At 70.2% G+C, this 17,591-nt stretch carries 15 protein-coding genes; 6 read left to right on the plus strand and 9 right to left on the minus strand.

The features are described 5' to 3' along the window. Nucleotides 1-334: 334 nt before the first annotated feature. The 4 genes from tyrS to QC180_RS27915 form a co-directional block, all read right to left on the minus strand. Complete coding sequence (gene tyrS / locus QC180_RS27900; RefSeq protein WP_278265827.1) at nucleotides 335-1,621, minus strand: tyrosine--tRNA ligase; 1,287 nt, start codon at nucleotides 1,619-1,621, stop codon at nucleotides 335-337. A gap of 126 nt (nucleotides 1,622-1,747) precedes the next feature. Next, the gene (locus QC180_RS27905) at nucleotides 1,748-2,374 is read right to left on the minus strand and encodes a DNA-3-methyladenine glycosylase (protein ID WP_278265828.1); all 627 of its coding nucleotides are present in this window, start codon (nucleotides 2,372-2,374) and stop codon (nucleotides 1,748-1,750) included. A gap of 33 nt (nucleotides 2,375-2,407) precedes the next feature. Next, the gene (locus QC180_RS27910) at nucleotides 2,408-3,286 is read right to left on the minus strand and encodes an RNA polymerase sigma-70 factor (protein ID WP_278265829.1); all 879 of its coding nucleotides are present in this window, start codon (nucleotides 3,284-3,286) and stop codon (nucleotides 2,408-2,410) included. Nucleotides 3,287-3,332: 46 nt separating this feature from the next. Continuing rightward, nucleotides 3,333-4,511, minus strand: coding sequence for an NAD(P)/FAD-dependent oxidoreductase (locus tag QC180_RS27915; protein ID WP_278265830.1), 1,179 nt, complete (start codon nucleotides 4,509-4,511; stop codon nucleotides 3,333-3,335). 187 nt (nucleotides 4,512-4,698) lie between these two features. On the opposite strand from QC180_RS27915, the gene QC180_RS27920 reads away from it, so the two are divergent. The 4 genes from QC180_RS27920 to QC180_RS27935 all read left to right on the plus strand — a co-directional run bounded on the left by QC180_RS27920 (nucleotide 4,699) and on the right by QC180_RS27935 (nucleotide 8,419). Then, nucleotides 4,699-6,210, plus strand: coding sequence for a multicopper oxidase family protein (locus QC180_RS27920; protein ID WP_278265831.1), 1,512 nt, complete (start codon nucleotides 4,699-4,701; stop codon nucleotides 6,208-6,210). 74 nt (nucleotides 6,211-6,284) lie between these two features. Beyond that, complete coding sequence (locus QC180_RS27925) at nucleotides 6,285-7,019, plus strand: ABC transporter ATP-binding protein (protein WP_278265832.1); 735 nt, start codon at nucleotides 6,285-6,287, stop codon at nucleotides 7,017-7,019. Continuing rightward, complete coding sequence (locus QC180_RS27930; protein WP_278265833.1) at nucleotides 7,016-7,780, plus strand: ABC transporter permease; 765 nt, start codon at nucleotides 7,016-7,018, stop codon at nucleotides 7,778-7,780. The genes QC180_RS27925 and QC180_RS27930 overlap by 4 nt, the downstream gene beginning before the upstream one ends. A gap of 27 nt (nucleotides 7,781-7,807) precedes the next feature. Next, complete coding sequence (locus tag QC180_RS27935; RefSeq protein ID WP_278265834.1) at nucleotides 7,808-8,419, plus strand: TetR/AcrR family transcriptional regulator; 612 nt, start codon at nucleotides 7,808-7,810, stop codon at nucleotides 8,417-8,419. A gap of 5 nt (nucleotides 8,420-8,424) precedes the next feature. On the opposite strand, the gene QC180_RS27940 is transcribed toward QC180_RS27935, so the two are convergent. The 4 genes from QC180_RS27940 to QC180_RS27955 all read right to left on the minus strand — a co-directional run bounded on the left by QC180_RS27940 (nucleotide 8,425) and on the right by QC180_RS27955 (nucleotide 12,000). Beyond that, complete coding sequence (locus QC180_RS27940; protein ID WP_278265835.1) at nucleotides 8,425-8,769, minus strand: hypothetical protein; 345 nt, start codon at nucleotides 8,767-8,769, stop codon at nucleotides 8,425-8,427. Between the two features lie 346 nt (nucleotides 8,770-9,115). Beyond that, nucleotides 9,116-9,340, minus strand: a complete 225-nt coding sequence (locus tag QC180_RS27945; protein ID WP_278265836.1) for a Trm112 family protein — start codon at nucleotides 9,338-9,340, stop codon at nucleotides 9,116-9,118. A gap of 9 nt (nucleotides 9,341-9,349) precedes the next feature. Further along, nucleotides 9,350-9,796: a GtrA family protein gene (locus QC180_RS27950; RefSeq protein WP_278265837.1), complete on the minus strand. Its 447-nt coding sequence runs from the start codon at nucleotides 9,794-9,796 to the stop codon at nucleotides 9,350-9,352. Beyond that, entirely contained in the window at nucleotides 9,793-12,000 is a 2,208-nt protein-coding gene (locus QC180_RS27955) for a hypothetical protein (RefSeq protein ID WP_278265838.1), read from the minus strand. The genes QC180_RS27950 and QC180_RS27955 overlap by 4 nt, the downstream gene beginning before the upstream one ends. A gap of 168 nt (nucleotides 12,001-12,168) precedes the next feature. Here QC180_RS27955 and QC180_RS27960 point away from each other — a divergent pair, with 168 nt between their 5' ends. Together QC180_RS27960 and rffA are read left to right on the plus strand one after the other, a co-directional pair. Continuing rightward, on the plus strand, nucleotides 12,169-13,284 hold the full coding sequence (locus tag QC180_RS27960; RefSeq protein WP_278265839.1) for a glycosyltransferase: 1,116 nt from the start codon (nucleotides 12,169-12,171) through the stop codon (nucleotides 13,282-13,284). Next, nucleotides 13,281-14,417: a dTDP-4-amino-4,6-dideoxygalactose transaminase gene (gene rffA / locus QC180_RS27965; RefSeq protein ID WP_278265840.1), complete on the plus strand. Its 1,137-nt coding sequence runs from the start codon at nucleotides 13,281-13,283 to the stop codon at nucleotides 14,415-14,417. Before QC180_RS27960 ends, rffA begins: the two co-directional genes overlap by 4 nt. Before the next feature lie 36 nt (nucleotides 14,418-14,453). Here rffA and QC180_RS27970 read toward each other — a convergent pair whose 3' ends face one another. After that, nucleotides 14,454-17,471, minus strand: a complete 3,018-nt coding sequence (locus tag QC180_RS27970) for an AMP-binding protein (protein ID WP_278265841.1) — start codon at nucleotides 17,469-17,471, stop codon at nucleotides 14,454-14,456. Nucleotides 17,472-17,591 lie beyond the last annotated feature (120 nt).

Here is a 17,591-nt window from a genome sequence, read left to right on the forward strand (position 1 = left end):
AGAATCACCGAAATTCTTCAGATCTTCCGCAGGGCAACTGTTCCAGCCTAACTACGCGTCCAGACGATGTCAATCGTAACTCTGATCACTACAGTTGAGGCGCTGTCAGGCGCTTCCCCGTCCTACCGCGTTTCCCTCGCCCCGCCGGTCTCGAAGACCAGCGTCTCGGCTCCGGGTTGGTGTCCGTGTCGCTCTGACTTCCAATAAGTTACGCGCCGGATAACGCCGCGTCAAATCGCCTGGACAGCAGGGTATCTGCGCTGGTAGACGCGGCGCGGCCAGGCGGCGCGTCGGTCTGAATCACACGGATGTGATTCAGACCTCCGCGACGGGTTCAGGCTATCCGACGGACACCGGCCATGTTCTTCTTTCCGCGACGCAGCACCAGCCACTGCCCGTGCAGGTAGTCGGTGTCGGACGGGGTCCAGTCGATGTCGGCGACGCGTTCGTTGTTCACCGAGGCACCGCCCTCGTTGACCGCGCGTCGGGCCGCGCCACGGCTCTCGCACAGACCGGAGGCGACCAGCAGATCGACGATCGTGCTCGGCTCCCCCGGCGTCACCTCGGCGACCTTGCCGTCGACCGCGGCCTCGCGCAGCGCCGCGCCGAGGGTGGCCTCGGGCAGTTCGCGCAGGTCACCGCGACCGAACAGGGCCTGGCTGGCAAGTTCGACGGCGTGGGTCTCGGCTTCGCCGTGCACCAGGGTGGTCATCTCGGCGGCGAGGCGCTTCTGGGCCTCGCGGGCGAATGGGCGTTCGGCGGTGGCCTGTTCGAGCGCGTCGAGTTCTTCGCGGCTCAGGAAGGTGAACCAGCGCAGGTAGCGCACGACGTCGGCGTCGGCGGTGTTCACGAAGTACTGGTACCAGGCGTAGGGGCTGGTCAGTTCGGGGTCGAGCCAGAGGCTGCCGCCGCCGGTGGACTTGCCGAACTTCTTGCCGTCGGCCGAGGTCACCAGCGGCACGGTGAGCGCGTGCACGTGGGCGCCGTCGACGCGGCGGTTCAGCTCGACACCGGCGATGATGTTGCCCCACTGGTCGGAGCCACCGACCTGCAGCGTGCAGCCGTATTCGCGGCGCAGCTGCAGGTAGTCGTTGGCCTGCAGCAGCATGTAGCTGAATTCGGTGTAGGAGATGCCCTCGCCCTCGAGCCGCCGTTTGACGGTGTCGCGGGCCAGCATCACGTTCACCGAGAAGTGCTTGCCGATGTCGCGCAGGAAGTCCACGGCCGTGAGCTGACCGGTCCAGTCCATGTTGTTCGCGATCACCGCGCCGGTGGGCGAGTCGTCGAGGTCGACGAACCGCTCGAGCTGGCCGCGGATGCGCTGGGCCCATTCGGCGACGGTGTCGGAGGAGTTCATGGTGCGTTCGCCGACATCACGCGGGTCGCCGATGAGGCCGGTGGCGCCGCCCGCGAGCACGATCGGACGATGACCGGCGCGCTGGAAACGCTTGAGCGCGAGCAGCGGGACCAGGTGGCCCGCGTGCAGGCTGGCCGCGGTGGGATCGAACCCGGCATAGAGGGTCAGGGGCGCCGCGGCGGCGGCCGCGCGCAGCTCGGCCAGGTCGGTGGACTGCGCGATGAGGCCGCGCCAGGTCAGTTCGTCGAAGATGTCACCGGTCACGGTGTTCCATCTTTCCGTATCCGGGTTCGGACGCGGGCGCGGGTCACCCACGCCAGATCAGTGCGCACCTCGTGGCGGGCGCCCGGGTAGGTCCGGTACGTGATGCCGCTCAGGCCCGGTCCGGGTTCAGGGGCGAGGCGGTGTGCCGACGGCCGGGGCGCGAGGGCTGCGGCGGTAGGCCGAGACCGCCGGGGAGGCCGGGAGCCAGAAGCGCCACGGCACCTCGGCGGCGAGGCTCACCCCGACGCGCGGGCCCGATGCGATCGCGGTGCTGGGCACCGGGGGGTGCAGGGTCAGGTGGACGGTGGAGAACGGGTCGAACAGTTCGGCGCCGTAGTCGTCGAGGCTGACGGCCAGGGCGCTGCCCACATTGCCGGGGCCGCGGGCGAGGTCGATGTCGGTGCGGGCCGCGGGACGCCGCTGCCGGGCGATCTCGAGACCGTCGACCACTTCGCCCGCGCGCACGAGCACCGCGCCCGCGACGCCGTCGAAGGTGGTGGTGACGTTGACACACAAGTGAATTCCGTACGAGCGATAGATGTAGAGCCGTCCGGCCGGGCCGAACATGACTGCGTTGCGGGCCGTCGGTCCGGGCCAGGAGTGGGCGGCCGGATCAGGCCACGGGCCAGCGGCATCGCTGCCGTAGGCCTCGACCTCCACGATGCGCAGGGCCACCGGACCCGACGACAGGGTGGCGCCGAGCAGTCTGCGCGCGGCGGTCGGTGGATCGACGGCGAGTTCCTGAGCGGACACGACGACCATTGTCGCCCATCCGCGAGCCCGCGCTCAGCCGAGCAGGTCGGTGCCCCGGTACAGGCCGCTCAGCTTGCCCGGGTTCACCTGGAAGCGCAGGTTCTGGATGCGGCCGTCGACCAGGTCGTAGGTGAAGGCGGCGCCCGGATCGCCCGCGAAGCAGGCCAGGGCGCCGCGTTCGCCGTTGATGTCGGCGGCGGTGAGCTCCACACCGGCCGACGCCGGTTTCGCCAGGACGCCGAGGATCCAGCGCGCGACGTGGTCGGGGCCGTGCATCGGCCTGCGGGCCGCGGTGACGACACCGCCGCCGTCGGACCAGCAGGTGACGTCCGGGGCGAGCAGATCCATCAGCGCGTTGAGGTCACCGCCCGCGCAGGCGGCCATGAACCGCTCGGTGACGCGGGCGCGGGCGGCCCGGTCGGTGTCGAACCGTGGACGCCGCGACCGCACGTGATCCCGGGCGCGATGCGCGATCTGACGCACACTCGCTTCGGACCGGTCGAGGGTGTCGGCGATCTCGGCGTGCGAGTAGCCGAAGACCTCACGCAGCAGGAAGACCGCGCGTTCGACCGGGGTGAGCGTTTCCAGCACCACCAGCATGGCGGTCGAGACGGTGTCGGCCATGGCTGTGTCCTCGGCGATATCGGGCGAGGTCAGCACCGGCTCGGGCAGCCAGGGGCCGACGTACCGCTCGCGGGTGACGCGCGCCGAGGTGAGGCGGTTGAGCGCGAGATTGGTGACGGCGCGGACCAGATACGCCTTGGGGTGGTCGACGGTGGCCTGGTCGACGGCGTGCCATGTCAGCCAGGCGTCCTGGAGGATGTCCTCGGCGTCGGTGACCGTGCCGAGCATGCGGTAGGCGGTCGCGAACAGCAGGCGACGGTGTTCGAGGAACGGATCCTGGTCGGACATGTGCTCCACCATGACGCATGCTTCTTTCCTCGGGCGCGCGGGCGCGTCAGGCCAGGTGGCGGGTCGCCCTGCCGCCCTTCGACAGTTGGACGGTCATGGTCATCTTCTTGCTGCCCTTGACGGTGGGGATCGGGCTGCTGCTCACGATCTCCTTGTAGATCCGGGCGGCGCGGCCGGTGAGATGGATTCGGCGCGGGGTGTCGTCGGCGTGGGTGAACTGGATGACGGCGTCGCGGCGACCCAGGCTCACCGGCTGGTGGACGTAGCCGAAACGGAACGGGCGCACCGATTTTCCGCGCAGTCCTGCCGCGATGGTGTCGGCGGTGTAGGCGGCGGTGGGCAGGCCGCTCTGGCAGGTGCCGTGCACGGCGCCCCACGGCTGGTGGACGGCGGCGGCGTCGCCGATGGCGTGGATCGTGGGGTGTGACACCGACTTCAAGGTGGGGTCGACGACGATCAGGCCGCGTTCGTCGGTGCGGATTCCGGCCTCGGCGGCCAGGGGTGGGACGCGCACGCCGCTGGTCCAGAGGGTGAGATCGCTCGGGAGTTGTCCGCCGTCGGTGAGTTCGAGGGCGGTGGGCAGCACCTTCGTGACGCGCTGGCCGATCTCGCGGACGACGCCGAGCCGGTCGAGCGCGGTAGTGAGGTAGGCGCGGGCGCGCTCGCCCATCATCGCGCCGGGTTCCGTCGCGCCGACCAGCACGACGCGCAGGGCTGGGTGGGTCTCGGCGATCTCGGCGGCGGCCTCGATGCCGGTCAGGCCCGCGCCGCAGACGGTCACCGTGCCGCCCGTCCGCGCGAGCCGGGCGAGTGCGCCCGCGAACCCGTGGGCGACGCGCGGATCGTTCAGGGTCCACGCGTGGTCGGCGACGCCGGGGACCGTGGTCGTGTCGGTGGTGCTGCCGAGGGCGTAGATCAGCTCGTCGTAGGCGAGGTCGCCTGCGCCCTCGAGGTGCACGCGTCGGGCCGCGGGGTCGAGGGCGGTGGCCCGGCCCTGGACGAAGCGGATGCCGGTGCCGTCCAGGAGGGCCGGGATGTCGTGGTGCGCGAGTTCCTGGCCGACGGCGATCTGGTGCATGCGCAGTCGCTCGGTGAATCGGCGCGAGGGGTTGACCAGGGTGATCCGCACGTCGAGCCGACGGGTGCGGCGGGCGAGCCGGACGGCGGCCAGCAGACCGGTGTATCCGGCGCCCAGGACGACGATGTGCTGCGGGGTGGTGCTCATGGTGGCGCTCCTTCTCGGTCGGTCATCCAGGGGACAAACCGGCCGGGCGGAACGTGACAACCATGGGTTGTGATTCAGATCACATCCGCGTGACCTGCTGGAATGCCGAGAATCAGGGGGAGTTCGGGGTCGGGTTGGGGGTCGCTCCCCGATGTGCGCGCGGGCGTGCCGTCCCTACCGTCGGGACATGGTTTCTCCCCCGCGCCGTGTGCGCCGTGCCCTGCTCGGCGCGGGCACGCTCGTCGTCGTCCTGCTCACCGCGATCGCCGGTGGCGTCGGCTGGATCTGGGCTACGGCCGACATCTCCACCGTCGGTACCGAATTCACCCGTCCGCTGGCGATCCCGCCGCTGGCCGAGTCCACCGTCGACGCCGACGGCACCCGGACGTTCACCCTCGACATGCGCGGCGGCACCACCGCGTTCGAGCCCGGAACCGACACCGAGACCTGGGGTTTCAACGGCAGCTACCTGGGCCCGACCCTGCGGGCGAGCGCCGGGGAACGCGTGCGGGTGCGGATCAGCAATCAGCTGCCCGAGGCGTCGACGGTGCACTGGCACGGCATGCATCTGCCCGCCGCGATGGACGGCGGACCACACCAGATGGTCGAGCCGGGCGCCACCTGGACGCCGGAATGGACGGTGGCACAACCCGCTTCGACCCTCTGGTACCACCCGCATCCACACGGCGCCACCGAGGACCACGTCCGGCGCGGCCTGGCGGGCATGTTCCTGATCGACGACGCCGCCGTCTCGGCCCTGCCCCTGCCACACACCTATGGCGTCGACGATCTTCCGGTGATCGTGCAGGACATGCGCCTGCGGGGCGACGAGCTCGACGGCGCGCACAGCATCTTCCGCGATGTGGGTTTCCTGGGCGACCGCACGCTCGTCAACGGCACCCTGGCCCCGTATCACGAGGTGGGCGACGAACTGGTGCGGCTGCGCCTGCTCAACGCCTCGACCGCGCGGATCTACACCTTCGCCTTCGACGACGCGCGACCCTTCGCGCTGATCGGTTCCGACGGCGGGCTGCTGGAAGGCCCGGCCACGCTCGACCGGGTCCAACTCTCCCCCGGTGAACGCGCCGAGATCGTGGTGCGGATGCGGCCCGGTGAGCGGACGGTGCTGCGCAGCGAACGTCTCGACGCCGGACTGGACTTCTGGGGCAACCGGTTCGCCGGTGGGGACGACCGCTTCGACATCCTGGAACTGCGGGCCGCGCCCACCCTGCGCGAATCCGCGCCGCTGCCCGCGACGCTCGTCCCCGCGTCCACCCCTGACGGCAGCGATTCGGTGACCGAGCGCCGGTTCGATCTGACGCTGTCGGGCATCAACGGCGCGGCCATGGCGATGGATCGCATCGATACGACCGTCACCCGGGGCACCACCGAGACGTGGGTGGTGACCAACACCGACGGCATGCCGCACAACTTCCACGTCCACGACGTGCAGTTCCGGGTGCTCGACTACGACGGTGGCGCGCCGCCACCCGCGCTGACCGGGCCCAAGGACACGATCTTCCTGCCACCGAACACCACCGCGCGGCTGGCGCTGCGCTTCGACGGACCGGCCGATCCGGACACCCCGTACATGTATCACTGCCACCTGCTCTGGCACGAGGACCTCGGGATGATGGGCCAGTTCGTGGTGGTCGAACCCGGGCAGCGGGCGGGCACGCCGCACGGACACGCCCACTGACCCTTGCCGTGGGACATCGGCCGCGCTAAATTCATCACGTAGTGAATTCAACACTCGATGAATTGAGTCGGCCGATGTCGCACACTCCCCCACCCCCCGATGCCGTCCAGGTCACCGATCTGACCGTCCGGCGCGGGAAACGCACTGTCCTGCACGGTCTTTCGACGCGGATCCCGCGCGGGTCGATCACCGGGCTGCTCGGCCCGTCCGGCTGCGGGAAGACCACGCTGCTGCGCAGCATCGTCGGCACCCAGCTGGTGCAGTCGGGCACCGTCACCGTGCTCGGCGAACCGGCGGGCAGCGCCGGGCTGCGGCGTCGGGTCGGGTACGTCACCCAGGCGCCGAGCATCTACGCCGATATCAGCGTGCGCGAGAACGTCGCCTACTACGCCGCGCTCTACGGGCGCGAGCGCGCCGACACCGAGGACGCGCTCACCGCCGTCGGGTTGCGCGAGTACGCCGATCAGCTGGGCAACCAGCTCTCGGGCGGTCAGCAGACCCGGGCCTCGCTCGCCTGCGCGCTGGTCGGCAAGCCCGAACTGCTGGTGCTCGACGAACCGACCGTCGGGCTGGATCCGGTCCTGCGGGTGGAACTGTGGAAGCAGTTCCACGAGCTGGCCGCGGCCGGAACCACCCTGCTGGTGTCGAGTCACGTGATGGACGAGGCCGACCACTGCGACACCCTGCTGCTGATGCGCGAGGGCGAACTGCTGGCCCAGCTCAGCCCGGACGAGCTGCGCGCCGACACCGACGAGCAGAACCTCGAGAACGCCTTCCTGACCCTGATCACGAGGGGAGCCCGCGCATGACCACCGTCCTGCGGCCCTATACCGCCACCACCGGCCGGATCCTGCGTCAGCTGCGCAACGACCGGCGCACCGTCGTGATGATCCTGGTGGTGCCCGCGGTCCTGATGGCCCTGCTCTACTTCATCTATCAGGACGCTCCGCGCCCGCCGCACGCGCCGCTGACCATGTTCGACCGGGTCGGCATCACCATGCTGGGCATCCTGCCGTTCGTGGTGATGTTCCTGATCACGGCCATCGCCATGCAGCGCGAACGCACCTCGGGCACCCTCGAACGCCTGCTCACCACGCCGCTGAGCAAGTTCGATCTGCTCGCCGGGTACGGCACCGCGTTCTCGCTGGCGGCCGCCGCGCAGGCCGCGGTCGCGTGCGCGGTCGCGTTCTGGCTGCTCGGAATGGAGGCGGCGGGCAATCCGGGCTGGGTGATGCTGATCGCGATGGTCGACGCCGTGTGCGGGGTCGGGTTGGGCCTGCTGGCCAGCGCGTTCGCGCGGACCGAATTCCAGGCGGTGCAGTTCATGCCGGTGATCGTGGCACCGCAGATCTTCCTGTGCGGGTTGCTCGTTCCGCGCGATCAGCTGCCCCGCTGGCTGGAGGTGCTCAGCGATGTGATGCCGTTGAGCTACGCGGTGGACGCCCTGCAGCAGGTCTCGGTGTACCCCGAGCCGACGGCGACGATGTGGCGGGACATCGCCGTCGTCGCCGGGTTCGCGGTGGTGGCGCTGGTGTTGGCCGCGGCCACGCTGCGTCGGCGCACCGCGTGAATCGATAGCGGGCACGAGGAGGACAGCATGGGCGGCGAGGGCAGTAGGCGCAGCGGGCGCAGGCCGGGCAAGGCCGACACGAAGACGGCGATCCTGGACGCCGCCCGGGCCCGTTTCGCCGAGGCCGGATTCGACAAGACCTCGATCCGGGCCGTCGCCGCCGAGGCAGGGGTGGACCCCGCGCTCGTGCACCACTATTTCGGGACCAAACAGCAGCTGTTCGCGGCCGTCGTGGAGTTCCCCGCCGACCCCGAGGCCACGCTGTCCACCGTGGCCGCGGCGCCGGTGGACGAGCTCGGGGACACGATCGTGCGAACGGTCGTCGCGGTGTGGGACTCCCCCGCGGGCCCGGGCGTGGTGGCCATGGCGCGCAGCATGATCGCCGGGGAGCCGAATCTCGCCCGCTCGTTCCTGCTGGAGGTGGTGCTGGAGCGGGTCCGCACCCGCATCGCCACCCCCGAGGACGACGGGCACGCGCGCATGGCGCTGGTGGCCGGGCAGATGATGGGTCTGCTGATCACCCGCAAGGTCATCGGCCTGGAACCGGTGGCCTCCATGCCCCTGCCCGAGGTGGTCGCCGCGGTCGGGCCGACGGTGCAGCGCTACCTCACCGGCGAAATCGGTTCCCTCCCCGCGTGATTCGCTCAGGCGGCGGCCCGCACCCGCACGATGCTGGGCGGGATGTCGCGCAGCACCGGCACCCGGTCGAAGATCGGCGTGAGAGTCGCGACCGGGCCGTGTGACGGTCCGTAGCAGGCGATCTCGATCTCCGCGATCCGGGAACTCCACTCCCGCAGCAAGGCCGGGACGGTGCCACGCCGCACACCCCACGGCATCGGCGGGGCGGTGTAGTCCGCTGTCTTGTGGAAGCCGCGCAGGGTCTTGCGGGAGAACCAGGGCGGGATGGTGTCGAACATCAGCTCCACGCCAGGGAAGCGATCCAGGATCGCGGTGACCAGGCCGCGCACGTCGGCGGGGTCGAAGTACATGAACAGCCCCTGGGCGGTGACGAAGACGCCGTGCGCCGGGAGTCGACCTCGTCGAGCCAGGACAGGTCCAGGGCGCTGATCGGCAGATACCGGCTGCGAGGTCCGGGCGGCAGGAACCGGGTGCGGATCTCGATCGCCTCGGGCACGTCCACGCACAGCCAGTGCACGCGGCGGCGAGTTCCACCACGGTGCCGCCGGGGTGCGCGGCCAGCCACGGCCGCAGGGCGGCGTCGAAGCGGACCGCGCGCACGGCGTGGGTGCCATCGGACACCCTCTCGTGCGCGGGCGCGGGTGGCCCGGACGGCTCACCCGGTAAGGTGAGCCTAACTCGAGCGGGGGTGGGTGGTCAGGACTCCGAGGCGAAGAATTCGTGTTCGGTGTCGGTGACGTCGCGGGCCTCGTCGATCAGCAGGACCGGGATGCCGTTGTCGATCGGGTAGGCGCGGCGTAGGCGGGGGTTGTAGAGCACGCTCGCGCCGTCTTCGGTGCGCACCAGCTGCAGGGGGCCCTTGTCCTGGGGGCAGGCCAGCAGGCCGAGCAGGGTTGCGTCGAGGGTGGATTCGTGCGCCATGCCCCTAACCTACCGCGCCCGCCGGAACGAGATGTAGCGGTGCCCGAAGAAGCTCAGGACCGCGACCAGGCCCATCACGATCACCGAGGCGGGCTCGGCCGGGAAACCCAGGCCGGTGACAGCGAACTCCACCAGGATCACATTGAGCACCAGGCCGCCCGCGTTCACGCCGCAGAAGGCCAGGAAGTCGCGCAGCACCCGGCCGCGCACCCGGAACACCAGCGTGCGGTGCAGCACGAAGGCCACCACGGTGCTCACCGCGTAGGCGGCGACGACGGCCAGACCGGGCCGCCCGTCACCGAGCACCCGCAGCCAGAACACCACCAGCGCCATGCCGAGCAGCGTGTTGAACCCGCCGACGACGGCGAAGGCCAACTCCTGACGCTTCACGATCCGCAGCAGCGGACCCGGCGTCTCGAGGACACCGCCGCCCGCCGCCGCGGCCTCGGTGGTCATCGCAGCGCGTCCACGAGCTCGGGGTCGTCGTCGGGCACCGGAGTCTCCACCGGCGCCTCCGGCTCGTCCTCGGGTCTGCGTCCGCGCACGTACAGCCACTGCAGGATGGCCAGCCCGAGCAGGCCGGTGGCGATGGCGGCGCCGCCGATCTTCCAGCCCGGCGGACGCCAGGTCAGGTCGAGGGTGGCCGCGCGGGTGCCCGCGGGGATGTCGACGGCGACGAAGCTCTTGGCCACGACCTGGAACGGGATGTCCTTGCCGTCCAGGGTCACCCGGTAACCGGGCCAGCCCAGCCGCGCGAACACGACCCGGCCGCCGGTCTCGGAGCTGACCCGCACCCGGCTGGTGGTGTCGGTCTCCGACAGCGAGACCGCCGTGACGTCCTCGGCCGCGGAGATCCGGCCGTTGCGGGCGGAGATCAGGCCGTCCTCGCGTTCGAGGACCGCGATGTACTTCTCGTGGCCCGGGTAGTCGACCCACTTCCAGCCGGTCGGGGCGGGCTGACTGCGCGCGTCGGGGTAGAGCGCGGTCTGCAGCACGACCCGGTCGACGTTCATCAGGTCGACGATGGTCTTGCCGGTGGACGGCTCGACCGCGAAGGCGCGGCGGTAGGCGTCGGGGCACACGCTGGTGTCCCAGCGCATGCAGAGCATGTCACCGAACCAGAAATGGCCGTTGGGGGTGTAGCCGCTGACGTAGGTGCGTTCGATGTCCTTGGCGTAGTTGCCGAACACCAGCGATCCGTACGCGCCGTCGAGACTGCGCTCGCCCGGCTGGATCAGCGCGCGGTCACCCAGTTGCAGCGTGGTGCCAGCGAACTCCGGGAACGCCGCGCGCGCCGCGGCCCGATCACTGGGCAGGTTCCAGCTCATCGGTGTGGGCTGGGCGCGTTCGACCTGGACATAGGCGATCGGGAACACCGCGACGATCGCCAGCGCGACCGCCGCCGAGGTGCCCTTGCGCAGCGCCAGCCACACCATGCCAGCGCCGAGCGCGGCGATGGCGGCCGCAGCGAGCAGATGCGCGGGCACATGATGCGGGTCGGCCGAGAACGAGCGCACCCACAGCAGCCCGATCAGCACCGCCGCCGCGACACACCGCGAACGCCAGTCCTTCACCGTGGCGAAACGCCCGAGCAGCACACAGACCAGCAGCAGCAGACCCAGCGCCACCATCGGCAGCACGCGGGCGGGCCAGCGCAGCGGGCCGATCGTGCCGGGTCCGGCGGTCCACATGAGCGCGGCGGCGGCGAAGACGGCGATGCCGGTCAGCTCGCGCCAGGCCGCGCGGGCCCTGCCCCAGTCGATGAAGGCCAGGCCGGGAATCAGGAACCAGGCGATGTAGACGACCGGCAGCGGCTGGACGTAGCCCCACCAGGAGGTGAAGGCGGGCAGCGTCGAGGGCAGGCTGGCGTTCAGCGATTCCGACCACGGCACCGTGAGGAACTGGTCGTTGTTGATCTGGGCGGTACCGCGCCAGGTCACCTTCGCCGACAGCATGCTCGGCAGATAGGTGGCCACGCCCGCCAGCGCCGCCAGGCCCGAGACCGTCAGCAGTTTCAGCGACGGACGCCAGGCGCGCTGGTAGACCAGCTCGCCGACCGCCACGGCGCCGATCATCAGACCGGCCTCGACCGCGGGGAAGATGTACTGCACCGAGATCGCCAGATACAGGTACACGAACACCGGGATCGGCCCGCCGCGACCGCGCGCGTACCGCACGCCCGAGGCCCACGCGTGCACCATCCACGCGGTGCCGGTGAAGGCCGTCATCCAGCTGGCCTCGTCGAAGAACAACAGCCAGCCGGTGAACGGGATGGACACACCGGCCAGCGCCGCCCACTGCACGCGCGAGCCGTAGGCCAGGCAGATCCGGTAGACGCCAAGGCCCAGGATGATCGCGAAGATCAGCTTCACCACGGTCGCGTAGAGCACGAGATTGTCCACCGAGGGCGCGATCAGGTCGATCAGCAGCTGCGGCGGATTGAGCAGTCCCGCTTCCTCGATGGAGTAGTTGCCCGCCATCCAGTGCTCAGGGACCATCACCGGCAGATCACCGTCGCGCAGCCGCCTGCCCAGCATCACCCACAGCGGGACGTACTGGGATTCGGTGTCGTCGGTGTAGAAGTGCCGGACGTTGGCGAGCAGAACCGCGCCGTATCCGGCGATCACGCCGAGAGAGGTGAGCAAGCCCCACAGGTACACGGCCCGACGGGGAGGGGTTCTACTTTCCACCACGAGGACCAGACCCTACAGGTAACCGGCGGAATAGGCACCGCCGCACGGGCCATGGCGCAGCAGCCGACTCGCCGTGGTGCGGTGTTAAAGTTCCCAGCACTGTTGGGTCTGTTCCGGTCACACCGAAAGTCGACGATGCCGATTCCTACCGCACACTCGTCCCGGCTCGGCGCCGTGCCGCACACGGGCGCTCCCGACAGCGGCGACGGACCCGGCACGGTCCACTCGGTATCGGTCGTGGTCCCGGTCTATCGGGGTGAGGACACGATCGCGGCGCTGGTCGCCGAACTCGACCGGCTCACCGGTCCCACCACCACCGTGGCGGGCGCGCGGTTCGCCATCGAGGAGATCATCCTCGTCCACGACAACGGCCCCGACCGCTCCGATGTGGTGATGCAGGACCTCGAGCGGACCTATCCGCAGGTGCGCGCGGTCTGGTTGAGCCGCAACTTCGGCCAGGACGCGGCGACGATCGCGGGTATGGCGGCGGCGCGGGGCGACTGGATCGTCACCATGGACGAGGACGGTCAGCACGACCCCGCCTTCATCGCCGATTTCCTCGACGCCGCGCTGGCCTCGCGCGCGGACCTGATCTACTCCAAGCCCGCCAACACCCGCCCGCACGGTTTCCTGCGCAATCTCACCTCGCGCGGCGCCAAGATCGTGCTGGCCACGGTGTTCGCCTTCCCCGATTCCACCCGGTTCGAGAGCTTCCGGCTGATCCGCGGCGACATCGGCCGTCAGCTGGCCGAGGTCGCCGCCAACGGCGCCTACCTGGACGTGGCGCTCACCTGGGTGGTCGGGCGCACGGTGTCGGTGCCGGTGGTGCTGCGCGCCGAGGGCCGCGAGGAATCCGGCTACAACTACCGGCGGCTGTTCTCGCTGTTCTGGAAGATGGTGCTGTGCAGCGGCACCCGCGGGCTGCGGCTGGTGAGCATGCTCGGGATCTCGCTGGCGCTGGCCGGGGTGATCATGGCCGCGGTGGTCGTGGTGCAGGCGCTGACCAACAACGACAACAACGACCCCGAGGGTTGGGCCTCGATCATCGTCGTGCTGCTGCTGTGCTCGGGGGCGATCCTGTTCTCGCTCGGGCTGATCGCCGAGTATCTCGGTGTCGCGCTGCACATCCTGGTCGGTAAACCGCTGTATCTGACCGTGCAGACCCCCACTCCGCGCCCGGATACGATGCACGCGTCGGCCGTGCACCATCGCATCGAGGCCGCCGCGACGGAGAAGGGTCACCGCGAGTGAGCGATCGCATCATCTTCAGCAGGCCGTTCCGTGCCGCCGCCGAACGCGCCAACCTGATGACCGTGCTCGATTCCGATCACAGCCACGGCGACGGCCAGTTCACCAAGTCGGCCACGGCCAGGATCAAGGCGATCACCGGCGCCGAGCACGCCCTGCTCACCACCTCCTGCACGCACGCGCTCGAACTGGGCGCGCTGCTGCTCGAACTCGGCCCCGACGACGAGGTGATCGTCCCCAGTTTCGCCTTCACCTCCGCGGCGACCGCGATGGCGCTGCGCGGGGCCACCTGCGTGTTCGTCGACATCGACGACAGCACCGGCAACATCGACCCGGCCGCGGCCGCCGACGCCGTCACCGAGCGCACCAAGGCAATCCTGGTGATGCACTACGGCGGTGTCGCCGCCGACATGGCACCGCTGCTCGAGCTGGCCGCCCAGCACGGTCTGGCCGTCATCGAGGACAACGCGCACGGCCTCGGCGGCACCTGGCGCGGCAGGCAACTGGGCACCATCGGCACCCTGGGCACCCAGAGTTTCCACGACACCAAGAACGTGCACTGCGGCGAGGGCGGCGCGCTGCTGCTCTCCGACGAGATCCTGATGAGCCGCGCCGAGATCATGCGCGAGAAGGGCACCGACCGCGCCCGGTTCCTGCGCGGTCAGGTGGACAAGTACTCCTGGCAGGACATCGGCTCGAGCTATCTGCCCAGCGAACTCAACGCCGCCGTGCTCGACGCGCAGCTGGCCGAATTCGACACCATCCAGGCGAACCGGCACCGCGTGTGGGACACCTACGCGGCCGCGCTGCCCGGCTGGGCGGCGGCCAACGACGTGCGTCCGATGACCGTCCCCGAGGATCGCGGCCACACCGCGCACCTGTTCTATCTGCGGATGCCGACCGAGGACAGTCGCGACGGCCTCATCCGGCACCTGGCCGAGCAGGGCATCGTGGCGCCGTTCCACTACATCCCGCTGGATTCCAGCCCGGCCGGGCTCAAGTACGGCCGCACCCCGGTGCCGTGTGTCCGCTCGGCGAACTTCTCGGCGACCATCCTGCGGCTGCCGCTGTGGCCGATGCTCGACGACGCGCGACTCGGTCGCGTCATCGACGCGGTCACCGCCTACCGGGTGTAGCGCCCGCGTGGCCGCGAAGGCCACGCGGGGACGCTGTCAGTTCCTCTCGAACAGTGCCGCCGCCGCGGCCGCGGTGAGCACCCCGTAGGTATCGCTCGAGCGGTCGTAGATCCACGTGTCCGGTCCCGGCTGCGGCAGCCCGGCGGCCTGCACGGCGGCCGCCGAGGGCCGGAAGCTGGGGCTGCGCGGGATGTCGTCGACGACGTAGACCAGGTCTGGGCGCTGGTCGGGCTCGAGAGCCCGCATGGCCTCGGTGACGTCACCGGGTTCGATCTTGTGACCGGTCCGCACGCTCAGCGCGGCCGCGGCGAGGGTGCCCGTCGCGGTGGGCAGGGCGAAGGCCACCTCCATGTCGACGGCGGTGATGTCGTTGAGCACGTCGACGATCGGCTGGGTGAACACCGGGCCCCGCGCGGTGCGGATGACGGTGTCGCGGCGGTCCAGCAGCCAGTAGTCGCCGTCGCTGTCGCGGCGGAACAGGTTCTCCGTGGGCCACCAGGCGTCGCCCGCCTTGAACACTCCGCGCAGCCCGCCGTCGGAGATGTCGCCGCCGTCGACGGCCTTGCCCAGCAACAGGCCCGGCTCGTTGTCGGCGCAGCGACGCGCGAACCCGTTGTCGCCCACCAGGATCTGCTCGCTGATCGGGTCGTAGGCCACCAGCTCGACGCGCGCGGTGCCCGGCACCGGCCTGCCCTTGGAACCGATCTTGGCACCGTCGACATTGGCCAGCACCACATCGCCGTCGATGGAGGCGTAGAACTCGAGCACCCGCGCCGGGTCGAACTGTTCGACGGTGCGCCGCCACAGCCCGGCGGGCATGCCGGAACCGATGAACAGCCGGATCGGATGGTTGTGTCCGGCCGGGAACACCTGCGCGTCGAGCAGATCGCGCAGCATGGTCCAGGTGTAGGTGACCACGGTGACGCCGTAGCGATGCACCTCGGCGGCGAAGCGGCCCGGGTCCATGTCCATCGGGCGGGCCAGCGCGATCCGGCTGCCACCGGCGATCGCGCCGCCGAGGCTCACCAGCAGTCCCGAGGAGTGGTGCAGCGGGGCCAGGCAGTAGACGGTGTCGCGGCGGTCCAGGTCGGCCGCGCTCGCGGTGCCGAAGGCCGACAGGGCCCAGCGGTGGTTGGTGATGTACTTGGCCTCGAGCCGGTCACCCGAGCCGAGCACCAGGACGAAGGCGAGCTCGCGGGCCAGGCCCGGATTCGGGCGGTACCAGGCGGGCACGCGCACCTTCGCCGGGTCGATCTGTTCGAGATCGATCACCCGCTCGCCGGTCGGCACCGGCAGCTGCCGGGCCGCGCCACCGCCGAGCACCAGCACCCTGGCGCCGGTCGCCGCGGCCGCGCGCAGGTTCTCCGGATCGGTGATCAGGGTCTGCACGCCGGTGAGCTCGATGGCGCGGTCCAGCTCCGCGCCGGGCGCGAGCAGCACCGCCACCGCGCCCAGGCGCGAGAGCGCGGCGACCGAGGCCAGCGCGCTGGGCCGGGTCTCCATCATGATGCCGACGCGGGTCGCGGGACGGATGCCCACCGAGATCAGGCCGCGCACGATGTTGTCGACGCGTTCCTCGACCGCCGCGTTGGTGTGCACCCGGTCGTCGAAGAGCACCAGGTCCTTGTGCGGGGCGCGGCGCGCGTGCTCGGTGAGCAGCTTGCCCAGCGAGATGCGGGTGTGCGGCTGGATCATGCCGAGGCGGGTGAGCCGGGGCAGCGCGCGGGCGGCCTCCCCCGCGATCTCGAACGACCCGCGCAGCGTGCTGCTGGCGATGCCCTCGAGCGCCTTGCCCACGCCCGCGCCCGCCTCGGCGAGCGAGGCCGCGGTGTGCACCACCCGGGTCGCCGCGGTGCGCGGGGCGTTGCTGGGCACGTGCTCGCGCATGGGAACGATCTCTTCGGGCAGCGCGGCGCCGCCGTCCATCCAGCCGATCCAGTCGCGTACCAGCGGCCAGGTGTGATTGGTCGCCATGGAACCGGCGACCAGGCCGAAGTGCCCGGCCACCAGGCTCGCCTCGTAGACCTCGGCGTTCGGCGCGGCGCGCACGATGCCGCGCACGGCCGCGGGCTGACCGATGTCGTCGACCTCGCCGACGAAGGCCAGGATGGGGCACTTCAGCTCGGCCAGCGACACCGGGTGATCGCGGATCACGAACCCGCCCAGCATCATCCGATTGTGCGCGACGAACTGCTTGAGCAGATCGGCCACCGCCGGACCCGAGTACCCCACCCAGCCGTCGCTGTTGAGGAAGCGGCGCTGACGTTCCTTGGGCAGCAACGCCTCCCGGTCGTGCAGCTGCAACAGGAAGTCGATGCGCGACTTGGCGGTCTTGACCGGGTCGAGCATCTGGAAGCCCACCCGCACCATCGATTCGGTGATCGGGAGCCGGTGCATCACGTGGTCGGCCAGGAAATCGGCGACCTCGGAGACCAGTCCGTAGGGCAGCCCGAAGGGCATGCCCGCGACGATGTCGACCGGGCTGCCGAAGGTGACGATGGAGGCCACGCCCTTGCCGTAGCGGTAGGCCGTGGTCTGGTAGGCGAACATGCCACCCTGCGAGTACCCCATCAGGTGCACCTGCGCGCCGGTCGCCTCGCACACGGTGTCGATCGCCGAGTTCACGGCGAGCACGTGATCGGCCAGGTCACGCTCCCAGCCACCCTCTTCGGTCGCGGGCGACCCGAAATCGATGACCCAGCAGTCGATTCCGCTCGCGTGCAGGATCCCTACCGCACCGCCCGCCGCGTTCACATCCCAGATGTCGGCGTTGACCATCAACGGAGGCACCAGCAGTGCCACCGGACGACCCGCCGTGGTCTCGTCCGGGAAGTAGTGCCGCAGCCGGTACATCCGCCTGCGCTCGACCACCTCGAACGGCGAGGACTCCACATCGTGCGCCAACCCGCCGAAGCGGATGACCTCCAGCCCGTTCTGCGCGGTAGCCAGCAACCGCTGCACCGAACCGACCACACCCTTTGGACTGATATCCACTGTTCCCACCTGGCCTACCCTGCTGAAAGTGACACACCTCACACACCCCGATGTGCTCATATGAGCTAACCACACCGGACCTCCATTATGTGTCGGCTGTGACACGCCGCATGTTCCGGCGATTCACATCACAACGCCAGCTCAGCGCCCGCTTCCTCGCGTCTTTCCCCCTCCCCGCCG

The sequence above is a fragment of the Nocardia anocheti genome, assembly GCF_029675105.1.
Classification (GTDB): domain Bacteria; phylum Actinomycetota; class Actinomycetes; order Mycobacteriales; family Mycobacteriaceae; genus Nocardia.

Bases quoted from the DNA above. Each gene is read 5' to 3' on its own strand.
- QC180_RS27910 (WP_278265829.1), bottom strand. From the start codon at position 3,286: ATGTCCGACCAGGATCCGTTCCTCGAACACCGTCGCCTGCTGTTCGCG.
- QC180_RS27915 (WP_278265830.1), bottom strand. From the start codon at position 4,511: ATGAGCACCACCCCGCAGCACATCGTCGTCCTGGGCGCCGGATACACC.
- QC180_RS27920 (WP_278265831.1), top strand. From the start codon at position 4,699: ATGGTTTCTCCCCCGCGCCGTGTGCGCCGTGCCCTGCTCGGCGCGGGC.
- QC180_RS27925 (WP_278265832.1), top strand. From the start codon at position 6,285: ATGTCGCACACTCCCCCACCCCCCGATGCCGTCCAGGTCACCGATCTG.
- QC180_RS27930 (WP_278265833.1), top strand. From the start codon at position 7,016: ATGACCACCGTCCTGCGGCCCTATACCGCCACCACCGGCCGGATCCTG.
- QC180_RS27935 (WP_278265834.1), top strand. From the start codon at position 7,808: ATGGGCGGCGAGGGCAGTAGGCGCAGCGGGCGCAGGCCGGGCAAGGCC.
- QC180_RS27940 (WP_278265835.1), bottom strand. From the start codon at position 8,769: ATGTACTTCGACCCCGCCGACGTGCGCGGCCTGGTCACCGCGATCCTG.
- QC180_RS27945 (WP_278265836.1), bottom strand. From the start codon at position 9,340: ATGGCGCACGAATCCACCCTCGACGCAACCCTGCTCGGCCTGCTGGCC.
- QC180_RS27950 (WP_278265837.1), bottom strand. From the start codon at position 9,796: ATGACCACCGAGGCCGCGGCGGCGGGCGGCGGTGTCCTCGAGACGCCG.
- QC180_RS27960 (WP_278265839.1), top strand. From the start codon at position 12,169: ATGCCGATTCCTACCGCACACTCGTCCCGGCTCGGCGCCGTGCCGCAC.
- QC180_RS27970 (WP_278265841.1), bottom strand. From the start codon at position 17,471: ATGAGCACATCGGGGTGTGTGAGGTGTGTCACTTTCAGCAGGGTAGGC.